Raw genomic sequence first — 23560 nt, 5'->3', positions numbered from 1 at the left:
GAGGATGTGGGCCATGACCAGCGCCACCACCCAAGCGAAGAGGCTCGTGCGCAGGGCCTTGGACAAGGCCGTTCACCCCTACCTGGTTGATCTGGCGGACCGCATCGACCGGGTGGGTCAGCCTGCCCCTGTCGGCGACACGGGCGCTGGGACAAGCGACGAGAGCAACGCGCCATCCGTGGTGTTCCACCACACGCTGCACGAGTTGCGGACCATGGAGCTCGAACGAGTCCGCAAGGGCGCCCGGACCGCGGTGAGTGTCGGCGCATCGGGCCGCTGGTACTTCGACTGGTTCGAGAGGCACTACGGCGAACTCGACTCGCACGTCGGTGTCGAGGCATTTGAGCCGAAGCCCGAGGATCTTCCCGATTACGTCACCTGGGTGGAGTCCACCGCCGACCGGTTCGAGGGGGTTGGGGACAACACGGTGGACCTCGTGTTCGCCGGCCAGACCACGGAGCACCTGTGGGCGCAGGAACTGGCCGACTTCCTCCTCGAGAGCGCCAGGGTGCTGCATCCTGGTGGCCAGTTGGTCGCAGACAGCCCGAACAGGCTGGTGACCGAGCACCTGCACTGGAGCCACGGTGGGCACACGGTGGAGTTGTCCGCAGCGGAGTTCACCGAACTTCTGCGGCTCGCTGGATTCGAGCCGACTCGCGTGAGCGGTGATTGGCTGACCCGCTATGACGGTCGTGTTTGGGAACTGGAGGAGGGACTCGACCAGCCCGCCGCCCTGACTCGCCGTATCGCAGGTTCGTCGGCTGATCCTGATGACTGCTTCATCTGGTGGATCGACGCAGAACGAACCAGCCGCGACCCGGACGAAGCCGCCCTCAGGAAACGGGTGGCAGATGTGTTCGACTCACACTGGAACACCCGGATCAGCCGGGGCATGTGGCCCGGACCCGGCAGTCCGGGCCCGCATCTGGGAGGTGGCCACACCGACTGGGTCTCGTCCCTGCCGATCATGTTGCATTCGGGGCATTGGGTCCTGACGGTGCGATCGGAGGGAAGCCCGTCTCAGGACATGAGAAAAGTTGTGGCGCGTTTGTTGGCACCGGGGAACGTGGTGCTGGAGGAGAAGTCACCCGCCTCGGTCGACGACGCGTCCGCGTCGTTCGAGTTCGAACTGGACCAGCTCTGGATGGCGATCGCGGTCCAGCTCCGGGCCGTGGATGTCGAGCATCCGGTACAGCTGGAGATGCCGGTCGACCTGAGATGTGACGGGGTTGAGTAGCGGAGCGGGCGAGCAGGTGGTCCGCAGGCCCCAGCACCCTGCGGCGAAGCTCGACCCCTGGTCACGAGCCCGGTCATGGGTACGCAGCGAGTACGGAGTCCGGGTGTTCGCCTGGCTGCTGATCGCGCTCCCGATGCTCCTGTGGGCGGCTGCGCTGTGGCCCGCCGTCATGGTGGCCGACTCGGTGGACACCTGGAACCAAGCCGCAGCAGGTCCGGTCGTGGACTGGCACTCTCCGGTCTACACATATCTCCAGCGCGCCGCATACCTGTCGGTCGGATCTCCAGCCGCGGTCGTGCTGCTGCAGATCCTGGGATTGTCCTATGCGATCAGGAGAGTGCTCGGCGTGGTGGTGTCGATCGGTGTGCGGCCGCTGCTCGCATACGGCTTCGGAGCGGGCGTGGCCATCCTCCCGCCGGTCGGCGCCTTCCCCTCACACCTGATCAAGGACGTCCCCTACGCCATCGGCTTCTTGCTGGCGCTCGCATTCATCGCGGACCTGGCAGCGAAGCGCTGTGGGCTGATTCCGGAGGGGACCACCCGGAGATCGGCTCTGGTTCTCTTCGCGTTGGGTCTGACGTTTCTTCTGCTTATGCGGGTCAACGGGCCAATCGCCGCTGCCGGGTTCGGCGTGGCGGCAGTCCTGTTGGCGAGACAGCGCCTGCGTGTGGTCGTGGCCTGCGTGGCCTCGCTGGCTGCATACCTGTTCGTGACGCTGTTCGTGTACCCGGCCGCCGGCGTGGTGGATGCCCCTCCGAACGTGAGCGCGGGCATCTATGTCATCGGGCTCAGTGCCGCATACCAGCAGGAGCCGGAATTGGTGGCGGAGAGCGCAGTGGACGACCTCGAGCTCTGGGCGACACAAGAGGAGTACGAGGAGCAGTTCAACTGCCATTGGGCCGGTACACCTTTTCAATCCCGCTTCTACACCCCGATGCCGGTCTCCCCCGACGACCTCAGCGATGCATGGCGCGAGGTCCTGTTCGCAGACCCCCTGCTTCTAGTCGGCACCCATCTCTGTGCGGCATCGCCGGCCTGGAACCCGATCGCGTCGCCAGAGGAGAGAATTAGGTACCAGACGCTGTGGGACGTGGTCGTGGAGAACCCCCAGGGCGTGGTTTCCGATCCGTTCTCTGACAGATTGGGCGCCGCTGCCCGGAACGTGCTCGCATTCGTGGGGCTGACGAACGAGGAATCAAGGGCCTGGAATCCGGTTGTGAGCCAGTTCCTTCTCTGGAGGGCCTCAACCTGGATGTACGTGCTGGCAGGTTTGGTGACGGCGGGGGTGGTTCGTTTCCGAAGGTGGTGGGGGCTCGCACTGCTGGTGCCTCTGGCGGCGCAGGCCGTCTCGGTCATCGCCCTTGCCGGACCGCACTATCGCTACACGGCGCCGGTCTGGATCGGGTCGGTTCTCCTGATCCCCTTGGGCTGGAAGCTGGCCATCGCTGGTTCCGGGGTCGCCGAACCCCGGTTGGCTGAAGCCGGCACACCTCCCTGATCCGGCAGGCCGATCCCTGTGTGCCGCCCCCGTGCGGCCTTCGATGGGTTCCTCGCCCACGCGCGGTTTGGTGGAGAATGGATTCGTGAAGGCGGTTGCAGAGGATGCCGAAGCCACATCGGAAGCAGATGAGGACGAGGCGCTCCACCACGGATCCGCCAGAGCGGTCTTGATCTGGTTCAGGAGTGCCAACGGGCAGCGGTTCCTCGGCTGGCTCGCAATACTCATTCCGCTCCTGGTGTGGGCCGCCGCGATGTGGCCGGCGGTGATGGTCGCCGACTCGAAGGACTCCTGGAACCAGGCCGTGGTCGGTCCGGTGAACGAGTGGCACAAGCCGACCTACACCTACGTCCAGAGGCTGTCGCACGTGCTGGTGGGCTCACCCTGGGGCGTCACGGTCCTCCAGTGCGGCCTGATGGCATGGGCCGTTCGACGTCTGCTCGATGTTGCAGTGCTGGTCGGAGCACGCAGATGGCTTCTCTATGGGTTCGGTGCCTTCGTTGCACTCACCCCACCCGTCGGCGCCTTCACCGTGCAGCTGATCAAGGACGTGCCCTACGCCATTGCCTTCCTGGTAGTGATGGAGTTCGTGGGCAAGGAGGTGGCCGCCAGGTATCTGCACCGATCCGCCCAGCAGGATCACATGATTCGTCGAACGATCCTGTTGTTCCTCGGATTGGCCGGACTGGCACTCATGCGCCAGAACGGTTCGCTGGTGCTGGTCGGTTCGGCGGTGGCCGCAGTCTTCGTGTCACGCCACTGGCGTCTCGCCGCTGCTGCGGGGTTCTCAGCACTGGTCCTGTCGATCACCCTTTCCTCTCTCGTGTACCCCGCTGTCGGGGTGGTCGAGTCACCGCAAAGGAGCAGCAGTGCGCCCTTCGGCCTGGCTGTGAGGACCTTGTTCGCAGATCGCCCAGAAGACGTCCCCGAGTATGTAGTTCCCAGCCTGGAACTTCACGGGAGCCAAGCTGAGTATGCCGAGCTGTACAACTGCCACTGGGCGGGAAGCGAGTTCCAGCCTCGGCTCTATCAGCCCAAGCCTGTCGACCGGAGCGCCATCAGGCGCGCGTGGTTCGAGGCATTCCGGGACGACCCCTTGTTCATCACTGGAGCGCACCTGTGTGCAGCCTCTCCGGCATGGAATCCGATCGCGACTGAAGAGGAACAGGCCTACTACCAGACGGTGTGGGACGTTGTCGTCGAGAACCCGCAGGGATTGGTCAGCGACCCGCTCTCGGACCTGCTCGGTGACTACGCACGAAGGTTGCTGAGATTCGTGGGGCTCACCAATCACTCGGACAAAGCCTGGAACCCCGTGGTCTCGCAGTTGGTGCTGTGGCGGGCCCCTACGTACGTGTACCTTCTCGCTGCGGGACTGCTCGTGGCGGGGATCAGGTACGGCCGGTGGAGGGCACTCTGGTTGCTCGTGCCCTTCGTGGCTCAGGCGGCATCGGTGATCATCCTAGGTGGACCGCACTACAGGTATATGGCTCCCGCGTGGATCGGTTCAGTACTTCTGCTGCCACTGGCATGGAAGCTGTCGACGCGCGGTCGCCTTGGACAGCGGATCATTCAGACGGACCCTGGAGCAGGGACTGGCCAGCACGACGCGTCTGCGTGCCGAGGCGGTCACTCGCAGCGACGCCTGACCTCAACCCAGTAGGAGTCGTCGCCGAAACGGTCGACGAGGCAGAACTCCGCACGTAGCTGGTTGAGCGCATCTGTGTCCGCCTCGGGCGCAGCTGGAGTGTCGCTACGCCCGCTCCCTTTGGAGTTGATCACGATGAGGTCTGCCGAGGCGGGATGGCCCAGGCTCAGCAGGAAGGGGTGGTACCTCACGTTCGGCAGGTCGAGCAGTGGAGAGTAGGACTCTGCGATCACGGTCTCGTCCGGCGGAAGCGTCTCCTCCAGGTACCGCCTGGCGTCGGCACGGTCATCCCCATAGAGACCGTCGGACCAACGTATCCAGCCGGGAACGAGGGAGAGAGTTGCGGCGGTCAGCAGGACGCCGGCGGTCATCGTTCTTCGGTGCGACCACGACGACCTTGCGAGGAGGACAGTGGCGCCCACCACGGCCAGCGACACCATTGGAGCGACGAGCGGAAGCAGGTTGCGCTCGAATCGCACGCTTGCAAGCGACACCAGAACGAAGTACAGCAGTGCGAAGGTCAGCAACGGTGCGCTCCGCCGGACCGGGAAGCCCGTCACGAACACCGCTGCAGAACCGAGCGCGAAGAGACCTAGTCCCCAGACCAGCTGCGAGGAGTTGAACGCGAGTACGGCTCCTTCAGCGCCGAAGTGGCCGGATTCGTAGTGGCTTCGGATCCCCTCGAGGCCGGATGAGAAGTCCTCCCAGCGAAAGATCACGCCAGGCGTCGTTGCCAGGAACGCCACTGCCGCCGCCAGGCACACCGAAACTGCCAGTCGTGCGCGGGTTCGCCATGGCTCGGGCACCAGTGCCACTGCGACGAGGACTCCGATCACGACGACAGCGGTGTTGTACTTGGACCCGACGGCCAGTCCGGCAAGAAGCCCGGATGAGATCAGGAGCTGCCAGGTTCGCCGTCGGTACCAGAGGACAGCGCAGGTCAGAGCCGCCATGGTTGCCGACGATGCCAGCATGTCGGGGGTGTACAGGACGGAATGCCGGACGTACATGGGCGACAGCCAGACGGCCAGCGCTCCCACAGCCCCCGCAGTCTCGCTGGAGGTCAGGCTTCGGATCGCGAATCCCGCAGCTGCGGCAGCTGCAATGCCGGCCAGGAACGAGATCAACCTGAGCGCGACCATCGCCCTCTGGTGGTCCGTCCGCGAGACCCCCATCGTCTTCGAGTCGACCATTCGCTCCGATTCGTCCGCGCCCGAGACCTTCAGCACTGCGGCGCCCATGATGAACAGCGCCGAAGGATACGTGTACCAGTCCGTGAGGAGGCTCGACCGACGTGCCATGTCGTGCGCGACGTTGGCCGTGATGGGCTCGTCAGGATGGCTGACGTTCGGCAGTTCTCCCGAGGTCAGGGCCGGCAGTCGGATGACCACTGCAACGAGAAAGACCCCGCCGAGCACGATCCTTATGGTCCGAGAGGCTCGGCGGTGTCCTGTGTCGGACGGCACCGCGTCGCCTTCTCTTCCAGCGACTTGGGTGCGCGATCGGATGCCCAGCACGAACCGACGGTAGCCCAGCGGCAAGGATCTGTGAGAACGACCGCGCGGGTGCTCAGACCCGCTGTACGAACACCCTGGGATGATCGGCTGCCGCCTCGCCGGCGGTCACACCTGATCCTGGTCGCGTGATCGGCCCACGGATGGCCAGGTCCGGGTCGCCGGACTCCTTACCAGATGAAGAACTGAAGGCCAGCCGGAGACCAGAACTCCTCGTCGCTGTCCATGTACCGGGATGGGCGGCGCTCCACGGTCGGTTCGAGTCGGCTCTCGGCGACGATCGTGTCGGTCACGTGCAGCGGTTGGCCCAGCAAGCTGGTCAGCTTGTCGGCTTCCTCCGCACGGATGGTCACGACCGCCAGGTCCCGTCCGACCGCACGTGTGGACGCCTCGATCTGCTCTAGCGCCGACGCGGTCAGCTGAGGTACCGCCAGTCGGGCCGCGGGCAGGCCACACCAGCTCCTGATCGCCTGGGGGAGCGCCTGACCTTCGAAATCCCCGACGACGACAACCGAGGAGTTCCCGGGAAGTCGATCACACAGGGCGACCAGCCCGAGGTCGAAGCCGTGTTGTTCGCGCATCAGCCAGACCGGCATCGTCGGCAGCGCCGCGGAAGTCACGATCGCCAGGGTCGCGGCGACGACGATCGGCCGCCGCCAGTGATCCGCGAGCTTCGCCGTGGCGTACACCACGGCGAAGACCGCGAAGAGGACGAGCCCCGGGAGGATCACCGGCAGGAAACGCCTCATGACCCAGATGTGATCCGGTGTGTTCCTCGGGCCCCACCAGTACACAGCCCCCGTGCCCAGTACGAAGAGGGCAGCGAGTGCTCCGTCGGTGGGCACCCTCGTGGTCCAGATGAGGCCGACCAGAAGGGCCAGGCCGACGATCGCTAGCAACAGCGTGAACGCGCCGAGGTACCAGGCCATCCACTCCATGGTTTGCTCCGAGTAGCGCCGGAACAGGTCGCGTTCGAGCCCCTCCGCCACCTGGAGATCTCCGATGAGACCCCATATCTGTGTCCCGCCCCGCACTTCCTGGAGTCGAGGTCGGACCAGCCAGGCAGCCAGCATCATCATGGCGACCGCGCCACCGCAGGTCGCACCTGCCACTCGTCGTGCCTTCGCGCTGATGGAACGCGAAGTTGCCAGTCGCGGACCGAGGATCGCTGCTGCGATGCCCACGACAGCGGCTGCGGCGAGCAAGGCCATCGACTGCAGGAGCTGCGAACGCAGACTGTCCGGGTACCCGCCCGAGAACCCCAACACGTCAATGGCGGCGAAGCCGGCCACCACAGTTGCGCCCCCAGCCGCGAGTCCAGCGTTGCGGCGTTTGTCGGCAAGGTGTTCGGGTCGGGTGAAGAGCACCGCCGCGCCACATGCAACGAACAGGAGCGCAACCAGGATATAGCCGTCGACGCGCGCAAGTGCCGTGGCTCCGATCAGCGCCCCACCGAGTACCGACGCCGGGCGGGATCGGAGCTCTGACGCGACGGACAGGGCAAGGATGCCCGACCACACGAACAGCATGGCGAACGGCTCGGAGAATAGATCTCTGGCCACGTACACGAACGGCATGCAGGCGGCGACGGCCGCCACCACTGCCGCGCTCGCCAGCGGTGCACCGGTGAATCGCACAGCGACCGCATACACCGACAGGAGGGCAGCGGCCGCCACGAGAGCCCCGGTGGCGAACAGCAGGCGGTCGCCTCCGATCTCGGCGCCCATCGCTGCCATCGCAGACGGGAGGTGCATGAACTGGAACTCGAGGTCCCCGGAATCGACTTGGTAGACCGCAGCACTCGAGAGTTCGATCCCCTCTGCATCGCCGAATCCCGCCGCAGGATCCCTGACGGTCAGGGTGCCTGCCTGTTCGATCCACTTCGCAGTTGCCACGTAGCTGCCCGGGTCTCGGTCGATCAGCACGTGGTTGGAAGACGCGTAGCTACTCCATGCAGCGGCCAAGATGGCGACCAGGACCGCAATGCCGGCACCCACATGAGCCGTGGTCGACGCCCTACCTCCCGCCGGGGATCGGCCGGCGACTGCCCGGAACGCAGCCAGTGCCGCAAGCGCCCCGACCGAGGTCGAGAGCAGCGCTGCCCCGAGACCTCCCAGCGCTCCTACCATTGCCAGCAGCAATCGCGATGAACCCGCAGCAGCTACGAACGATCCTGCGGCCACCGCCAGACCGGTCATCCAACTCGGCGGATGGTCAGACGATCTCTTTGACCTCTCGAACCATCCCGAGGTTCCGGCGTGCAAGATCTACTCCGTGGCGGTCGGCATGGTCGTTCGGGTGCCGACCATAGATGACCGTTCGCCTACGATCACTGTCGTCCATGAAACTGATCATCCAGATCCCCTGCTACAACGAGGAAGAGACGCTTCCGGCAACACTGGCGGACCTTCCGCGTGAGGCGCACGGTTTCGACTGCGTTGAGTGGTTGGTCATCGACGACGGGTCGAGTGACCGCACGGCCGAGGTCGCCGAGGCCAATGGCGTCGACCACATCGTGCAGGTCCCGGAGAACCGTGGACTTGCACACGCCTTCCTCACAGGCCTCGACGCCGGGCTGCGACTCGGCGCGGACGTGATCGTCAACACCGACGCCGACAACCAGTACCAGGGCGGCTGCATTGCGGATCTGGTCGCTCCGGTCGCGGCCGGCGAGGCCGACATGGTGGTCGGCGAACGCCCGATCGAGGCTGTGGACGACTTCTCCCCGATGAAGAAGCGCCTGCAGCGTTCCGGCAGCTGGGTGGTTCGAAAGCTCTCCTCCACCGAGGTGCGCGACGCGGCGTCCGGGTTCAGGGCCTTCGACCGCGAGGCTGCGATCAGGCTCCAGGTGTACGGCAAGTACAGCTACACGATGGAGACGATCGTGCAGGCGGGCTGGGAGGGGCTCCGCGTCGTGTCGGTGCCCATTCGGGTGAACGCGAAGACCCGAGACTCCCGCCTGGTCAAGTCGATCCCGCAGTACATCTGGCGCTCGGCATCGACGATCGTACGGACCTTCGCCCTGTACAAGCCGTTCAGGTTCTTCTTCCTGGCCGGGCTGTTGCCGTTCCTGATCAGCCTTGCGCTCGTCGGCCGCTGGTTCTACCTGCAGTGGTTCACCGACGATGTGGCCAGCCGCGTGCCTTCCCTGGTTGCCGCTGCTGTCTTCCTTTTGCTCACCGCACAGATCTGGGTGGTCGGCTTCCTGGCCGACCTGCTGGCCGCCAACCGTCGCATGACGGCGGAGATCCTCCACGAGCAGCGCAGGGCTGCCCTCGATGCCTCGGGCATCCCACCCAACTGAGCCATGGGAAGTGGCAACAAGCAGCTGTCCGTAGTCCTGTTCGGTTCCTACGACGCCGGGCTGCATCCGCGCGTGGCGGTGCTTCGTGACGGACTCGAGGCCAACGGTAAGGATGTGCGCGAACTCAACGCTCCGCTCGGACTGACGACGGCGGACAAGGTCGCAGCGGCGAGTTCGGCCCGCCGCGCGATCGGCTTCCTGCTGGCGACGGCACGCAGTTGGATGAAGCTGATCCGGCACCGTAGAGGCATTGGGCGCCCGGATGTGGTCGTCGTGGGCTACCTCGGACACCTGGACGTACACCTGGCGGCCTTGCTTTTCCCGCGTAGCGTGGTCGTGCTCGACTACCTGGTGGGCCTTTCGGACACCATGCGTGACCGTGGGCTGGGAAGGAGCTGGCTCCAACGACTGCTCGGGGCCGCCGATCGAGCCGCCACCGCGCGGGCGGATTTGGTGGTCGTCGACACCAGCCACCACCGTGAGACACTCCCGGCCGCTGCTCGCCACAAGGCTGTGGTGGTGCCGGTCGGCGCCACTTCCGAGTGGGCGCCCATCGAGCCCGTGTACCGTTCCGGCGCGCTGCGTGTGGTGTTCTTCGGTCTCTACACGCCGCTGCAGGGTGCCCCGGTGATCGGCAAGGCGATCTCCCTTCTCGCCGGACGAGACGACATCCGGTTCACGATGGTCGGCTCCGGACAGGACCTGGACAGGACCAAACAGGCGGCTTCAGGCTCTCCGAACGTCGAGTGGCTCGATTGGGTCGACTCCAGGGAACTCCCCGCGCTCGTGGCAGGCCACGACGTGTGCCTCGGCATCTTCGACACCGGCGACAAGGCCATGCGGGTGGTGCCCACGAAGGTGTACCAAGGCTTGGCTGCGGGCTGCGCCGTCGTCACGGGTGACACGCCAGCGGCTCGATCCGACCTGGACGGGGCTGCGGTTCTCGTGGAGCCCGGAAACCCCGAAGCGCTGGCCGACACGCTTGCCGACCTCTGCGACGATCACGAGGCCCTCGTAGCAGCACGGGCGGCTGCTGAGACTCGGTCGGCACGGTTCGCGCCGGCCCCGGCAACCAAGATCCTGGCGTACCGGCTGGGCGAGTTGGTGCCAGGCAGTTCAGAACCCGTCGAGCCCCTCACGAGCTGATGTTCGCAGCCATTAGATTCGGTCTTCTGCAACGGTGCTCTCCGCGCCGGCCGCAGTCCGACGTTGCAGCAGGAGTCGTGGTCGAGCGTGAAGCACATCCTCATCGTCAACCAGCACGGTGACAATCGGGGAGACGAAGCTGCCCTGTCCGCGATGTTGCAGGCCCTGGATGATCGGCTGGCTCCGGTGCGATTCACCGTGCTCCACCAGTTCCGTTCGAAGGCGAGCGAGGTGGCCGTCCCGCAGGAGGTGCGATGGGTTCCACTGCGGCTGCCGCTGCTCGAGGTCCCCGCGTTCGTGCTCTACCTCTTGCTCGAGCTGGTCGGCCGCAAGGCCCGCTGGATGCTCGGTCCGTCCGCAAGGGCGGTGATAGAGGCCTACGAGAATGCAGACCTCATGATCTCGGCACCGGGTGGGCCGTACTTCGGTGACATCTATGCAGGTCATGAGCCCGTTCACTGGCTCTATGTGTGGATGTCGAGGATCTACGAACTCCCCTCGGTGCTCTACGCCCCTTCGGCCGGACCGTTCCGGCGGAAGTGGATGAATCCGTTCCGCCGGTTCACGTACCGGTCCTTCACGAGGGTGACCCTTCGGGAGGAAAGGTCCGCATCGATGGTTCGGGAACTGATGGCGGGCTCCCTCGACCTCGAGGTGACCGCCGACTCGGCCCTGCAGGCGCAAGTCGGTGCATTGGAGCGCAGCGACTGGGTTTGTGACGGTGAGTCGATGGAGGGCAGGTTCGTCCTCGTGGTCTCGGCGATCGACTACCCCTATTCGGGAGACCGGGATCCGGACTCCCGAAGGGCCAACTACGACCGCTCCCTCCTTGCTGCAGTGGTCCGTCTCTGCGAGGAGGAGTCAGGTAACCGCGCGTGCCATGTGGCATTCGTTCCGCAGCTCCACTCCGCGAAGAAGCGCGACGCTCCGTACCTGGAATCCCTCGCTCGAGGAGTCCCGGACTGGATCTCCACCGAGGTTGTGGACGAGACGCTCTCGGCCGGTGCCCAGCGTGCTCGCTTCGCGGCTGCGGACGCGGTGATCGCCGGCCGTTACCACCCGGCGGTCTTTGCCATCTCCGCACGAGTCCCCGTTCTGTGCGTACCATACGAGCACAAGGCAACCGGTGTGATGGAGGCCGCCGGCATCGGAGAGCACGTGCTCGAGCTGGATGACGTCACCCCTCGCAGGATGGCCGACGCCGCGTTGCGAATGTGGGCCGAGCGGGACTCCATCAGCGCAGTACTGTCGACCACCGCTCCGGAGCTCCGGGCACGCGCATCACGCACGAGCGACATCGTCGCCGAGGTCGTGGACGAGAACTTCCCGACCTGACTCGGAAACAGCGGTCCTGCCGCGCCGGCGGGATCCACCGATCATCGCCTTCAGGCGTTCGCCCTGAGACGGTTGAATGAAGCGTAGGAGGCCAACAGGCCGATGACCTGAAACGCGTGGTGTCCGAGGGACACCCTGTCCCGGTACAGCCTCTCCGCAAGCTTCGGACGAAGGACCATGTCCACCGTTGAGCGCCGCCACTCGAAGGGAAGGTCCTCCAACTGGGCCAGGATGCGCTGTCGTGAGCTGCCGGCATACCAGATGTCGATGGGCGAGTCGGACGGTGACTGCTTCGGCATGTCGATCACCCAGTCCGGCAGGAGACGATGCCGCCTCACCATGTCGATGAGAACCGCCTTTCCCGCCGCAGACGCCCTGGCGCCTTCTGGTCGCAACAGCTCGGTCGGCAGCTGGGAAACGAATCCCTTCACCGTCGGGTGGAGGAACGGAGTGCTCTGGGCGACGCCAGTGGCGGCCACAGCGCCGTCGACCTTGGCCCGACTCTGGCCGGTCAGACCGTTCCCGTGGAACGCCAGGCGCGTGGGGTCCATGTCCGCAACCGCCTCGGCGAGACGTCGTCGAACCTGCTCGACCGACTCGTCCTGCGGGGGTGGTGGTCCGACTCTGAGGTGGTCCAGGAAACCCTCGTCCATGTATCGCGTTGGCAGATGCCCGCCGGTGGGCAGTCCCAGATCCCTGTTGGCGAGGGTCGCTCTGGCCATTCGCGCCACATGCCCGAGGTGGCGCTCCGAAGCCTCCGCGGCAAGAAGTCGCTGGGCGTACTTCGACACAGGCGTTGGCACCCTGCTGAGCTGCGCGGTGAGTCGTGCGCGCATGTTCACGGTCGGGTACCCGAGGAAGACGGCGTCACATCCGTCACCGTTCATCACATGATCGTGTCCGTCGGCTGCGATCCGTCGGCTCGCCTCGAGGGTGTGCAGCTGGTAGTGCGGCTGAGCCCCGGGTTGTGGGTAGTAGGTGCCGAACTGCTCGAGGCCCCGGAGCACCACCTCGGCGTCGATGCGGACCTCATGGTGGGTCGCGCCGATCCCTTCGGAGACCTCCCGCGCGTTGCGTTGCTCGTAGCGGGGGTCGCCGAATGCGAAGGTGTACGTGTCCACTGAGTGGCCCAGCCGCCTGAGGCATGCGGCAACAAGCGCGGAATCGAAACCGCCTAGCAGGACGGCATGTTGGTTGCTCCCGCAGGCCTGTTCCTCGACCGCGCCCATGAACCTCTCGTACAGGTCCTCGGATGCCTCCTCCATCGAGAGCGAGCCGACCTCACCTGCGTGTGAGTCCGGGGGTGCGACGTCGGACTCTCGCTCCGCATGGCCCGCGGATGAGGGGCCGAATGTTGCGCGTTTGCCGGGGTCCAGGACGCTGATCTGCTCGAATACCGTCCTTCCGTCAGGCAGGAAGCCGAATCCCAGCAAGAAGTCCTCGAGTCCTCGGTCGATCGCCAGGTCGGGCCCCAGACATGCCGAGAGTGTCGCCAGATGCGAGCACGCCAGCAGTCCGCCGTCCGGAGGTCGGTGGAGGAAGACCCGGTGATTGCCCCGTCCCGATGCTGCCACGAGCTCAGGCTGGCCACGATGGTCGACGCACAGACCCACGAGGTCGTCGTCGGCTCCATCGAGAAGTGCAGATGGGTCAGAAGACGGGATCCAGCGAGAGGCGCCCGACCCGAACACAGCCGTGGCCGAACCGTCGACGACTTCTGATCGGATGGCCATGTCACCGACTCGGCTGACTGCCAGCCATGTGCCGGACGAGTCCGGCTCCAACAGATCCTCCAATGGGCTTCCGAGAGCGGATGCCGCACTGTGCGCCTTGGCGAGCCTCGAGGGGGAAAGGCCACTTGAGGCCACGATGAAGTTCATTGGCTGCGACCCTAGTGATCGCGGACGGTCGTGCGACCTTTCGGCCGTGGCGCCTCTGGCAGATGGCAGCGGAGTTTGCGATGTCCGGTAGCCTCGGCATCGGTTCCGGTCCGAAAACCCTCTCCACGGCAGACCGAAAGGCGAGCGCCACGTGAGCACACCTCGACGGCTGGGCTGGTGGCTACTGAACGTTGTGCTCCCGCTCGTCGTACTGGTGCTGCTGGCGGTGTTCGTGTGGAACCGACGTGAGCAGTTCCAGGCGATAGGGGAGGCTCCGCTGCTGACGGTCGTGCTGTTGGCACTCCTGACCGCGGCTGGGTTCAGCATCAATGCTGCCGAGTTCGGCATCCTGTACCGCGTCCTGGGCGCGCCAGTGGGTGCCCTGGAGAACCAGTGCGTATTCGTGGCGGGCCAGCTGGGCAACCACATCCCGGGTCAGGTCGGCACCCTCTACCGCTTCCGCTACATGAAGTCCGTCTACGGCCTGACATACACGAACGGCGTCGCCGTCTACAGCGTGAACCTGGTGCTGACGGCCCTTGCCACGGGTGCGATCGGGCTCGTCGGGTGCCTGGGATTGTGGCTGAACGAGGGAACCTGGTCCCTGGTTCTGACGGGAGCCCTGCTGGCGCTGGTTGTAGTTGCACTCGGAGCTGCCTCGATCTCGCCCACTTCCAAGGCGCGGCAGGGACGAATCGGAAGACTGGTGACCAGGTTCAGCTCTGGGTGGGCAACCGCGTCCGGTGACCGCAAGGCAGCCGCCGCCGTAGTCGGCCTCGAACTCCTCAGGTTCGTTCTTCTGGCCGTCCGCCTGAAGATCGCGTTCGCCTGGGTGGGAATCGACGAGTCGGTCATGTTCTTCCTCATCGTCGGCCCGGTCGGGTCCCTTGCGACCTTCGTATCTTTCACCCCGAGCGGCATCGGGATCCGCGAGCTGGTGATGGCTGGCGCCACCGCGGCCCTGGGTCGGTCGCTCGAGGACGGCCTGCTCGCTTCGTCGGTCGACCGGGGGATCAACCTCCTGGTCGTGCTCCTGCTCGGGATACCGGCTGCCGTTGCCACCGCTCGATGGCTGCACAGGGCCGAGGCTGAATCTACGGCGGAGACCGGATCCAGCGCTGGCGAGCCGTCTGGCTCACATCAGTCCCTCGGTTCGGACCTGGAGTAGTTCCTCGGTGCCTTGGCCAGTCGCTTCTGGTTCTGTCTGCGGATCAACTTCCGCCGCACCGAGTAAGGGGTCACCTTTCCGAACACGTAACGCGGCAGCAGTGGTGGAAGCACCTTGAGTTGCTGCATCCATCGCTGGGTCTTGTCGGGCTCGGTGGTCAGCAGGTAGTCCGACCGCAATCTGCGCTCGATGCCGAGCCCCGAGCGCCGGACGAATCCCAACGTGGACAGCACGCTGGTCCCGCGGTCACGATCGCCCCACCAGGAGAGCTCGACGAAGAAGCTGGCCCGACCGGACTCGATCAGCTTTCTGGCGCCCCGAAGCACCCTCAGCTCGCCGCCCTCGACATCGATCTTGACGAGAACCCGGCCCTCGTCCGGAACGATGTCATCGAGGGTGACTATGGACACTTCGATCGGTTCGTATTCGTCAGAACGCTCCTCGACCGGAAACAGGCCTCCGGATATCTGGGTTCCAGTCGTGTAGAAGGTCATCGTCTCGCCGTTGCCGGCGTCCTCGTGGTCGGACACCGCCGCCATGATGCAGCGGACTTCGATACCGGAACCCTTCGACCACTGCCGGGCGTTCTCCTCGAGGATCCCGAAGCGTTCGGGATCGGCTTCGACAGAGATGATCGTGCCGCCGCGCATGTGCTGCAGTGCGTGATATGTGTAGACCCCGTGTGATGCACCGACGTCGACGAACACATCCACACCGCTGAAGAGTCTCTGCAGGCGTTCGAACTCGTCCTTGTCCAGCCCTCCGTCCCCGAAGTAGGTCCAGTCCAGGTAGTCCTGATGATCCAATGGTCGTCAGCTTCCTCAGGGTCCTACCGAGCCGGTCCCGCATCGGGAATGGAGTGCCGCGTGTCGTCCATCGGCGGAACCGCGGCTCGACCACTCTATTCCAAACCGCATTTGCAGGGCGCACCCACGCATCCTCCGGGATGCCGGGGAAGTACTGTTGGGTTCGGTACGCAACGGAGGGCGGATGAACCAGGCCCCGCATCACGACGGTCGGCGCGGAGGCCTGGCAAAGGTGGTCCGCGTCGTGGGGGTCGCCCTCGGGGTGACCGCGATCGCCTTCCTCGTTGCCACGTTGGTGCGGGAGTGGCCCGAGGTTTCGAATGCGCTCGCCGGGGCGAGTCCAGGTGGCGTGTTCGTCGCCTGGCTGGTCGCTTTCGCCGCGATGTGGGGCCTCGCCGTGCTCTGGTCAGGAACGCTCCACGCGTACGGAGCCGCTCCGCGCATGGTCGACGTGAGCGCTTGGTACTTCGCGGGGGAGATGGGCAAGTACCTGCCCGGGGGCATCTGGCCGGTGGTCGGCCGGGGGGAGCTTGCCTCGCGATCAGGCGTGACCCGGTCGGTCGCCTACGGCACCACGATGCTGTCTCTCGCGCTGATGGTGCTCGGAGGCATGCTGCTCTGTGCCGTGCTGGCACCGTTCTCGCTGTCCGGCGACGACTTCCCCGCTGCGCTGTGGCTGGCGTACCTGGCACTGCCGCTGGGCCTGGCCCTGCTGCACCCGGCAGTCCTGGGGCGCGTGTTCGACCTCCTGCGCCGCACGACCCGCGGCAGGGTGGATCTCGAGCCGGCGAGCTGGGGCCGCATGGTTGGGCTCGCTGCGGCCTCGGTGCCCTCCTGGCTCCTGGTAGGTCTGTCGTCCTGGCTGGTGGCGCGCTCCCTCGGCTACGAGGCCGGGCTGGCGCGCACGATGCTGGCCGCCACCCTTGCCTGGGTCGTCGGCTTCGCCGCCGTGCCCGTGCCTGCCGGCGCCGGGATCCGCGAGATCGTGTTCGTGGCAACCGCCGGGCTCGGCACCACAGAGGCGACGGTGGTCGCGACCGTGGCCAGGTTCCTGTTCGTGCTGGTCGATGCCGTCGGCGGCCTGGCGGGTCTGGGATGGGTCCGCGCCAAGCGGATCCTCACCGACGAGTCGCCCTGACCATCGTCCAGGGGAAGGGCTTGGCATCCCAGACGACGTCCAGGTGTCGTGCCACCATCCGCCTGAAGGCATCAGAGCCCCAGTGGTTGACGTGTCCGGGCGTGTTCCCGAGGTCCCGCAGGTACTTGCCCCGGGCCATGTTGGCCGCCCGCCACACGGGTTCGCGGGGTACCGACACCACCACGGTGTCCCGGGTCACCCTCTCCATCTCCGCCAGCGCCTTCTCGGGGTCATCGACGTGTTCGAGGACTTCGATGGCGAGCACGAGGTCGAAGCTGGAATCGGGGAACGGAAGGTCGTGGATGTCGCCGAATCCGCCGACCAGGTCACGCTTCTGCCAGTGCTGGGCGGTCTCATCGTCGGGCAGGTCCATGCAGAGAACCGGAACGCCGGGGAAGCGCGCCATGACCCTGGTCGTCACCTCGCCCTCGCCCGCTCCGACCTCGAGGATCCGGTCGGGTGCCAGCCCCCGCATCGAGGCGCTCAGAGCGTCGAAGAACCCCTCCATGAGGCGTCTCTCGACGGGATTGCGCGTCGAGTACTTGTCGTAGACGTTGCGGTGTGGGGTGCCCTCGGCGGAGGTCAAGTCGGCGCTCTCGAAGTCGGCAGTTGACGGATCGTATCGGTGCTCGATGCTGCCGGTCCAAGCTGGTTCCGTCTTCATCATCTCACCGATATCGTCACCACATCCCCTGGCTTGAGAAGGACCCGCAACTTGGCTGGCGACGGCTTGCGCTCTCGCGATCCTGGCGAAGGTACCATCGACACTGATGTCATCGAAGATTTCAGTAGTGGGCACCGGGTACGTGGGTCTCACCACCGGAGCGTGCATGTCGCACCTCGGCCACGACGTCGTGTGCCTCGATGTAGACGAGTCCAAGGTGGAGCTTCTCTCCCAAGGCACAGTCCCGATCCTCGAAGAGGGCCTCGACCGCCTCGTGGTCGAGGGGCTGCACGTCGGCAAGCTGCGCTTCACCACCAACGCAGCTGACGCCGTGGGTGGCCGCGAGTTCGTGTTCCTGTGCCTTCCCACCCCGCAGGCCGACGACGGCTCGGCCGACCTCACCTATGTGAAGCAGGCCTGTGCCGACATCGCCCCCTCGTTGGCTCCGGGCGCAATCGTGATCAACAAGTCGACGGTGCCGGTGGGCACCACGGTTGCCGTGGCTGAGGCGCTTGGGCGCGACGACGTGCACGTGGTCAGCAACCCGGAGTTCCTCCGCCAGGGCACCGCTGTTCACGACTTCCTCAACCCCGACCGCATCGTGATCGGCGCAGATGACCGCGAGGTCGCCCTGCGGGTCGCCTCGCTCTACCTGGGACTCGCAGCGCCGTGGGTGGTCACCGACCCGCCGTCCGCGGAGTTGATCAAGTACGTCGCCAACAGCTTCCTCGCCGCCAAGCTGAGCTTCGTCAACGCCGTCGCCGCCGTGTCGGAAGCCGTGGGCGCTGATGTGGAGGACGTGATCGCCGGTGTCGGCCACGACCGCCGCATCGGCCACGACTTCCTCCAACCCGGTCCCGGCTGGGGTGGCAGCTGCCTTCCCAAGGACACCTCGGCACTCTCCCGGATTGCCGCGGATGCCGGGTACGACTTCGCTCTCCTCAATGCCGCCATCGACGTCAACCTCCAGCAGTTCGAGCGCATCGTCGACAAGGTCGAGGACCTCGTCGGAGGCCCGCTCGGGGGGCGCCACATCGCGGCCTGGGGCCTCACGTTTAAGGCCAACACCGACGACCTGCGTGACTCGCCGGCACTCAAGATCCTCGCCCGCCTCACCGCCCGAGGTGCGGTGGTCACCGCCTACGACCCGGGCGTCAAGGAAGGCCGCGGGATCATGGAGGGCGTCACCGTTGTGGGTGACGCGTTCGAGGCCACACGGGATGCTGAGGCCCTGGTGGTGCTCACCGAATGGGGCGAGTTCCGCCGTGCCGACCTCGAACTGCTCGAAAAGGAGCTCGCCCGGCCCAACGTGGTAGATGCCCGCAACATGCTCGATCACGACGCGTTGCGCAGCCGCGGCTTCAGCGTGCGTTCCATCGGCCGCCGCTGAGCAGGCGCCGGACCTTCAGGCCTTGAGCTCGAACAGCCACAGGCTGCCCTGGCGCTCAACCAACTCCACGCCTTCGGCACCGGCCAGGTCATCAGGGTGTAGCCACGCAGGCTCATCCTCATAGGTGTTGTCGCGCACGAGGAGCCACTGCACCCCCGCCTCGTCGAGAGCCGCAGTGACCTCAGGGTCCGTGCTCGCCCGGTGGGCGTTCTCGAGCAGCCACTGCCGCTCACGCCTCGACTCGGTGTCGGTGAATCCCTGCAGTGCCGAGTACGCAGGCAGCTCATGGGTCACGTAGATCCACGCCGTTCCGTCGTTCTCCTGGTTGAGGACGGTCCCCACCGGGTTGTCCGCCCCGTTCGCGCCCGCGAGGCGGTCGAACATCTGCAGCTGCTCCTCTGTGAGCACCTCATTGCGCACCCCGGCGTCATCCAGTGCCTCGAGCGTCGAGGGAACTGTGAACACCACGAGAAGGGCGGCGATGCCGGTCCCGACCCAGCCGGGGCGCCGCTGGATTGCCGTCTTGGAGATGGCATCCCTGTGCAGCGCATCCAGCGCGATCGCCACGAACAGGGGAGCGAACAGGGCCAGGTTGTAGGGCATCCGCCACCAGCTCCGGTACCACGGCACCGAGCCAACTCGCAGAGCCTCCGCCACGGGCCCGCTGAGCATCAGGGCGGCGAACAACAACACGAATCACGCCCATCACCGCCAGAAACGCTCCCAGGCGCCGAAGGGGCCGGGTGCGGCGTGCTGCGACGGCAACCGCAATGCCGGCCAGTGCGAGGGCTCCCATGAGCAACTGGGTGGGACCCGCATCAACGTCGAATGCCAGTACACGCCACACGACCTCGGCAGGCCCCTCGGCCAGGGTCTCCTCGTGCGAGGCACGTTCGGCGGTGCCCGGCACCCCCAGTGCCACCGGGGTGAGCAGCACGGCGCACATCGCAGCGAGCGCGCCCCAGCGCACCGCCGGTCCGGCGCCGACGTCGCCGCTTCTGCCCTGTCGTGCCAGCAGGTCGTGCAACAGGAACGCTCCCATCACCAGCGCCAGAAGCGCCGCCTGTGACGTGTGCACCATCGCGGCGCCCGTCACGGCCACCGCTGCGAGCACGAGCAGGGGCACCGGCCTTCGCCCGCCACGGTCCACCGCCACGAGGGCGAGGGCAAGCACCCCCGGCACGAGACTCAATCCGATCGTGAACGCGATCCCGCCCCACACCATCGGCTGGTAGGGGAACAGCGCAGTGCACGCGCCGGCAAGCGCCGCCCACCCCGCCACGGCCCGGCGGTCGGGCACCAGTCGACGGGCCAACGCGAACAGCCCGCATGGCAGGGCGATCGCGGTCGACATCACCACCCAAACCACGAGCATGTCGGCGATGTCGGCACCTGTCGCGCGCTGGGCGGTGGCCATCGTGGAGTGCGCTGCCAGGGGGTAGAAGTCGGCCACACGCTCGTCGCTGGTGGGGCTCTCGGCCAGCACCACCGCCGGGTCGATCGAGTTCTCATGCGCGATACGGGCCACGAAGTAGGCGTGGTTCTGCACGTCGCGGTTCTTCGGCACGGACGGGGATCCCGGCACGATCCACACTGCCAGGGTGAGCAGCACCGCCGTGCCGAGCAGCCAGCCGGCCAGCCGGCGCTGCCGGTGCTCCTCAGGGCCTGCATCAGGCGCTGCGGTGTGCGCCGGGCCTGTCGACGTGGAGTCGCTGCTTCGAAGCATTGCCAGGCGCGCAACGGCGCCAACGACAACGGCCGCCTGGATGATCGCAACGCCCGGCCACGGCCCCAGACCCACGAGGTCGAGCGCCATCGCGGCGAGCATCGACAGAGCGAATGCGGCTGCCGGGGCCACGGCAACCAGCAGCACCGGCCGCCGCCGCATCGACGGGGCCACCAACAGTGCGAGCGCGGCGCCACCGATGAGCACGAACGCGACCCATCCCACTGCTGCAGTCACCTGTTACCAGTCGGCCGCCGGCCCCGGAATGTTGAGTGCCGGCGCTGCGCGTCCTGGCTGTGCTGATCGCCTCATCCTGCCTTCTGAAGTAGCTACGCGTCACACCGACGCGCAGCTACTCGAGATATCGGGATGAGGAACCTGGCACACGCCCGTGCTGGCTAGGCCCGCCGAGGTTCGAGCGTCAGTCGGCGGAGATGACGATGACCACTTCGCCGGCGCTCACCGACTGGCCGGACTCGACCTTCACCTCGGTGATCGTGCCGTCGATGTCGGCGGCCACGTTGTTCTCCATCTTCATGGCCTCGAGCACTACGACAGCGTCGCCGGCGGAGACCGTGTCGCCCACCTCGACGTTCACCTTCACGATCGTGCCCTGCATTGGCACGGCGACCTGGCCGGAGCCCGCGACTGCGCCGCCGCCTCCACCGCCGCCACGCTTGCGCTTGGGGCGGGGCTTCGCTCCACCTCCGCTACCAGAAGCGAGCTGACCCTCGGGCACGTACAGCGAAACCTCGAAACGCTTGCCGTTGACTTCGACGTCCATGGTCCGCTTGACCTTGGGCTCGTCATCCTCGCCTTCGCCTGCGACTGGCGCAGCGGAAGTGATGCCGGACAGGTCCAGCACTTCTTCGACCCACTTGGTCGAGTGCTCGACGGCCTGGAAGTCGGGATGGGACAGGATGGCGAGGTCGGCGGGGATGACCGTCTCGATGCCCTCGATCTCCATCTCCTCGAGTGCCCGGATCATGCGCGCGATGGCGATGTCACGGTCGCGACCCCAGGTGCAGAGCTTGCCGGTGAGGTTGTCGTAGTACTGGCTGATCTCGTCGCCGGTCTCGTAGCCGCCGTCCCAACGGGTACCGAACCCGGAGGGCGCATGCATCTTGGTGATCTTGCCGGGTGAGGGAAGGAATGCTCCGCCCGCCACGGCCTCGGCGTTGATGCGGCACTCGATCGCGTGGCCTTCGATCTCCACGTCCTCCTGGGAGAACGGCAGCGGTTCGCCGGCGGCGACCCGCAGCTGGAGCTCGACCAGGTCGACACCGGTGACCAGCTCGGTGACCGGGTGCTCCACCTGAAGGCGGGTGTTCATCTCCAGGTAGAAGAAGTCGCCATCCTCGTAGAGGAACTCCACCGTGCCGGCGTTCTCGTAGTTGCACCCCTTGGCCACCTTGACAGCAGCCTCGCCCATGGCGGTGAGGATCTCCTCGGGAATGCCGGGAGCCGGTGCCTCCTCGATCAGCTTCTGGTGGCGACGTTGGGCCGAGCAGTCACGGGTGCCCAGGTAGACGGCGTTGCCGTGCTGGTCGGCCACCAGCTGCACCTCGACGTGGCGCGGCTTGGTCAGGTAGCGCTCGAGGTAGCACTCGTCGCGCCCGAAATAGGCGAGCGCCTCGCGCTGGGCCGACTCGAATGCCTCGGCCGCCTCGTCAGCGGAGTTGACGACCTTCATTCCGCGGCCCCCACCGCCGTAGGCGGCCTTGATGGCCACGGGGAAGCCGTGCTCGGCGCCGAAGTCGATGACCTGCTGGGGGTCCGAGATGAAGGTGTTGTCGCCGGGCACGCCGGACACGCCGACGCTCTCGGCAGCGTGGCGGGCGGAGATCTTGTCGCCCATCACGTCGATCGCCTCTGGCAGCGGGCCGATGAACTTCACGCCCAGGTCGGTGATCGACTTGGCGAAGTCCGAGTTCTCCGAGAAGAAGCCGTAGCCCGGATGGACGGCCTCGGCGCCGCTGCGCTTGATCACATCAAGGATCTTGTCGGCGTCGATGTAGGACTCCGCGGCTGTCTGGCCACCGAGCGCGTACGCTTCATCTGCCAGACGAACGTGAAGCGCGTCACGGTCGAGTTCGGAATAGACGGCCACGGTGGAGATCCCCATCTCCCGGCATGCCCGGATCACCCGGACAGCGATCTCACCGCGGTTTGCGATCAAAACCTTCGAAAACACGCCCTATCTTCGCCTCATGAGCTTCACCCGCGCCAAAGCAGCACTTGCCGACACCCGATTCTCCGATCTCCGTTGGGTCTCCGAGACCGGCTCCACCAACCTCGACGTGGCCGAATTCCTTGCTGATGCAGCGATCGAGCGGCCCCGGGACTGCATTGACGTGGCACTCGTCGCAGACCACCAGACTGCAGGGCGCGGACGCCTCGACCGCACGTGGGAGGCACCCGCGGGCTCCTCGCTGCTGATGACTGCCGGTACCACCCAGGCAATCGACCCCGACCGCCGCGGGCTCGTGCTGACCGCTATGTCGCTCGCCGCGGTGGAGGCGCTGGACTCCGAGCTCAGCTTCGAGGCCCACATCAAGTGGCCCAACGACATCGTCTCAGTCGGCGCCGGCGACGATGGACGCGATCTCAAGGTGGGCGGTGTCCTCGCTGAAGCCACACCGCTCGACACCGGGCAGGTGGCCCTTGCGGTGGGCATCGGACTCAACTGCAACTGGGGTCAGATCCACGACTCGCTCGTCGGCATCGCCACGTCGCTCGACATCCACGTTGACCGCGAGGTCGACCGCGAGGATCTCGCCGTCGCACTGCTCGGAGGCTTCGCCCGGCGGATGGAACTGCTCGACGACGAGGACGGTGCGGCTGCAGTCGTGGCGGAGGCGAAGAGTCACTCGGCCACGATCGGCCGCGATGTCGAGGTGCACCTGCCCCACGGCGAAGTGGAAGGGCGCGCAGTCGGACTCGACGCCGATGGTGCGCTACTCGTCGAGGCGGGGGAGAACTCAGAGATCCACCGGGTGGTGGTGGGCGACGTGATCCACGTCCGCCCCGCCTGAGGGTTGTCAGTCCGGCGCTTTGTTGGTGCTGAATCACGTCAGGCGTGATTCAGCACCAACAAAGCGACTCG

The 23560-nt window shown here is 66.3% G+C and carries 18 protein-coding genes; 10 read left to right on the top strand and 8 right to left on the bottom strand.

Going from position 1 to position 23560, the window contains the following annotated elements; translation table 11 throughout:
- Positions 1-13 precede the first annotated feature (13 nt).
- The 3 genes from GY812_10475 (at position 14) to GY812_10465 (ending at position 4398) form a co-directional block, all read left to right on the top strand.
- Complete coding sequence (locus GY812_10475) at positions 14-1237, top strand: methyltransferase domain-containing protein (protein MCP4435901.1); 1224 nt, start codon at positions 14-16, stop codon at positions 1235-1237.
- Positions 1230-2735, top strand: a complete 1506-nt coding sequence (locus GY812_10470; GenBank protein ID MCP4435900.1) for a hypothetical protein — start codon at positions 1230-1232, stop codon at positions 2733-2735. Before GY812_10475 ends, GY812_10470 begins: the two co-directional genes overlap by 8 nt.
- An 85-nt stretch (positions 2736-2820) precedes the next feature.
- Entirely contained in the window at positions 2821-4398 is a 1578-nt protein-coding gene (locus GY812_10465; protein ID MCP4435899.1) for a hypothetical protein, read from the top strand.
- Here the strand turns inward: GY812_10465 and GY812_10460 are convergent.
- Positions 4365-5801: a phospholipid carrier-dependent glycosyltransferase gene (locus GY812_10460; GenBank protein MCP4435898.1), complete on the bottom strand. Its 1437-nt coding sequence runs from the start codon at positions 5799-5801 to the stop codon at positions 4365-4367. The two genes, GY812_10465 and GY812_10460, sit on opposite strands and share 34 nt — an antisense overlap.
- Before the next feature lie 266 nt (positions 5802-6067).
- The gene (locus GY812_10455) at positions 6068-8095 is read right to left on the bottom strand and encodes a hypothetical protein (protein ID MCP4435897.1); all 2028 of its coding nucleotides are present in this window, start codon (positions 8093-8095) and stop codon (positions 6068-6070) included.
- A 143-nt stretch (positions 8096-8238) separates the two neighbouring features.
- Between GY812_10455 and GY812_10450 the strand changes: the two genes are divergently transcribed.
- From GY812_10450 to GY812_10440, 3 genes are all read left to right on the top strand, one after another.
- Positions 8239-9201, top strand: a complete 963-nt coding sequence (locus GY812_10450) for a glycosyltransferase family 2 protein (GenBank protein ID MCP4435896.1) — start codon at positions 8239-8241, stop codon at positions 9199-9201.
- A 3-nt stretch (positions 9202-9204) separates the two neighbouring features.
- Positions 9205-10347, top strand: coding sequence for a glycosyltransferase family 4 protein (locus tag GY812_10445; protein ID MCP4435895.1), 1143 nt, complete (start codon positions 9205-9207; stop codon positions 10345-10347).
- A gap of 87 nt (positions 10348-10434) precedes the next feature.
- The gene (locus tag GY812_10440; GenBank protein MCP4435894.1) at positions 10435-11682 is read left to right on the top strand and encodes a hypothetical protein; all 1248 of its coding nucleotides are present in this window, start codon (positions 10435-10437) and stop codon (positions 11680-11682) included.
- 50 nt (positions 11683-11732) lie between these two features.
- Here GY812_10440 and GY812_10435 read toward each other — a convergent pair whose 3' ends face one another.
- Positions 11733-13562, bottom strand: a complete 1830-nt coding sequence (locus GY812_10435; GenBank protein ID MCP4435893.1) for a hypothetical protein — start codon at positions 13560-13562, stop codon at positions 11733-11735.
- Positions 13563-13713: 151 nt separating this feature from the next.
- On the opposite strand from GY812_10435, the gene GY812_10430 reads away from it, so the two are divergent.
- The gene (locus GY812_10430; protein ID MCP4435892.1) at positions 13714-14730 is read left to right on the top strand and encodes a flippase-like domain-containing protein; all 1017 of its coding nucleotides are present in this window, start codon (positions 13714-13716) and stop codon (positions 14728-14730) included.
- Here GY812_10430 and GY812_10425 read toward each other — a convergent pair.
- Positions 14703-15536 (bottom strand): FkbM family methyltransferase, encoded by an 834-nt coding sequence (locus GY812_10425; GenBank protein ID MCP4435891.1) that lies wholly within the window; start codon positions 15534-15536, stop codon positions 14703-14705. The two genes, GY812_10430 and GY812_10425, sit on opposite strands and share 28 nt — an antisense overlap.
- A 184-nt stretch (positions 15537-15720) precedes the next feature.
- Between GY812_10425 and GY812_10420 the strand changes: the two genes are divergently transcribed.
- Positions 15721-16674 (top strand): flippase-like domain-containing protein, encoded by a 954-nt coding sequence (locus tag GY812_10420; protein ID MCP4435890.1) that lies wholly within the window; start codon positions 15721-15723, stop codon positions 16672-16674.
- On the opposite strand, the gene GY812_10415 is transcribed toward GY812_10420, so the two are convergent.
- Positions 16655-17338: a class I SAM-dependent methyltransferase gene (locus GY812_10415; GenBank protein MCP4435889.1), complete on the bottom strand. Its 684-nt coding sequence runs from the start codon at positions 17336-17338 to the stop codon at positions 16655-16657. The genes GY812_10420 and GY812_10415 overlap by 20 nt on opposite strands.
- A 106-nt stretch (positions 17339-17444) precedes the next feature.
- On the opposite strand from GY812_10415, the gene GY812_10410 reads away from it, so the two are divergent.
- On the top strand, positions 17445-18728 hold the full coding sequence (locus GY812_10410; protein MCP4435888.1) for a UDP-glucose/GDP-mannose dehydrogenase family protein: 1284 nt from the start codon (positions 17445-17447) through the stop codon (positions 18726-18728).
- A 15-nt stretch (positions 18729-18743) separates the two neighbouring features.
- On the opposite strand, the gene GY812_10405 is transcribed toward GY812_10410, so the two are convergent.
- The 3 genes from GY812_10405 to GY812_10395 form a co-directional block, all read right to left on the bottom strand.
- Positions 18744-19193, bottom strand: coding sequence for a hypothetical protein (locus tag GY812_10405; GenBank protein ID MCP4435887.1), 450 nt, complete (start codon positions 19191-19193; stop codon positions 18744-18746).
- Positions 19156-20691, bottom strand: coding sequence for a hypothetical protein (locus tag GY812_10400; protein ID MCP4435886.1), 1536 nt, complete (start codon positions 20689-20691; stop codon positions 19156-19158). The genes GY812_10405 and GY812_10400 overlap by 38 nt, the downstream gene beginning before the upstream one ends.
- 184 nt (positions 20692-20875) lie before the next feature.
- Positions 20876-22648: an acetyl-CoA carboxylase biotin carboxylase subunit gene (locus tag GY812_10395; protein MCP4435885.1), complete on the bottom strand. Its 1773-nt coding sequence runs from the start codon at positions 22646-22648 to the stop codon at positions 20876-20878.
- Between the two features lie 16 nt (positions 22649-22664).
- Here GY812_10395 and GY812_10390 point away from each other — a divergent pair, with 16 nt between their 5' ends.
- Complete coding sequence (locus tag GY812_10390) at positions 22665-23489, top strand: biotin--[acetyl-CoA-carboxylase] ligase (GenBank protein MCP4435884.1); 825 nt, start codon at positions 22665-22667, stop codon at positions 23487-23489.
- Positions 23490-23560: the final 71 nt, after the last annotated feature.

The organism is Actinomycetes bacterium, assembly GCA_024222295.1.
In the GTDB taxonomy this organism is placed as follows: domain Bacteria; phylum Actinomycetota; class Acidimicrobiia; order Acidimicrobiales; family Microtrichaceae; genus JAAEPF01.
This window is presented reverse-complemented; position numbering and strand designations above follow the sequence as displayed.

Bases quoted from the DNA above. Each gene is read 5' to 3' on its own strand.
- GY812_10475 (MCP4435901.1), top strand. From the start codon at position 14: ATGACCAGCGCCACCACCCAAGCGAAGAGGCTCGTGCGCAGGGCCTTG.
- GY812_10455 (MCP4435897.1), bottom strand. From the start codon at position 8,095: ATGACCGGTCTGGCGGTGGCCGCAGGATCGTTCGTAGCTGCTGCGGGT.
- GY812_10450 (MCP4435896.1), top strand. From the start codon at position 8,239: ATGAAACTGATCATCCAGATCCCCTGCTACAACGAGGAAGAGACGCTT.
- GY812_10445 (MCP4435895.1), top strand. From the start codon at position 9,205: ATGGGAAGTGGCAACAAGCAGCTGTCCGTAGTCCTGTTCGGTTCCTAC.
- GY812_10435 (MCP4435893.1), bottom strand. From the start codon at position 13,562: ATGAACTTCATCGTGGCCTCAAGTGGCCTTTCCCCCTCGAGGCTCGCC.
- GY812_10420 (MCP4435890.1), top strand. From the start codon at position 15,721: ATGAACCAGGCCCCGCATCACGACGGTCGGCGCGGAGGCCTGGCAAAG.
- GY812_10415 (MCP4435889.1), bottom strand. From the start codon at position 17,338: ATGAAGACGGAACCAGCTTGGACCGGCAGCATCGAGCACCGATACGAT.
- GY812_10410 (MCP4435888.1), top strand. From the start codon at position 17,445: ATGTCATCGAAGATTTCAGTAGTGGGCACCGGGTACGTGGGTCTCACC.
- GY812_10390 (MCP4435884.1), top strand. From the start codon at position 22,665: ATGAGCTTCACCCGCGCCAAAGCAGCACTTGCCGACACCCGATTCTCC.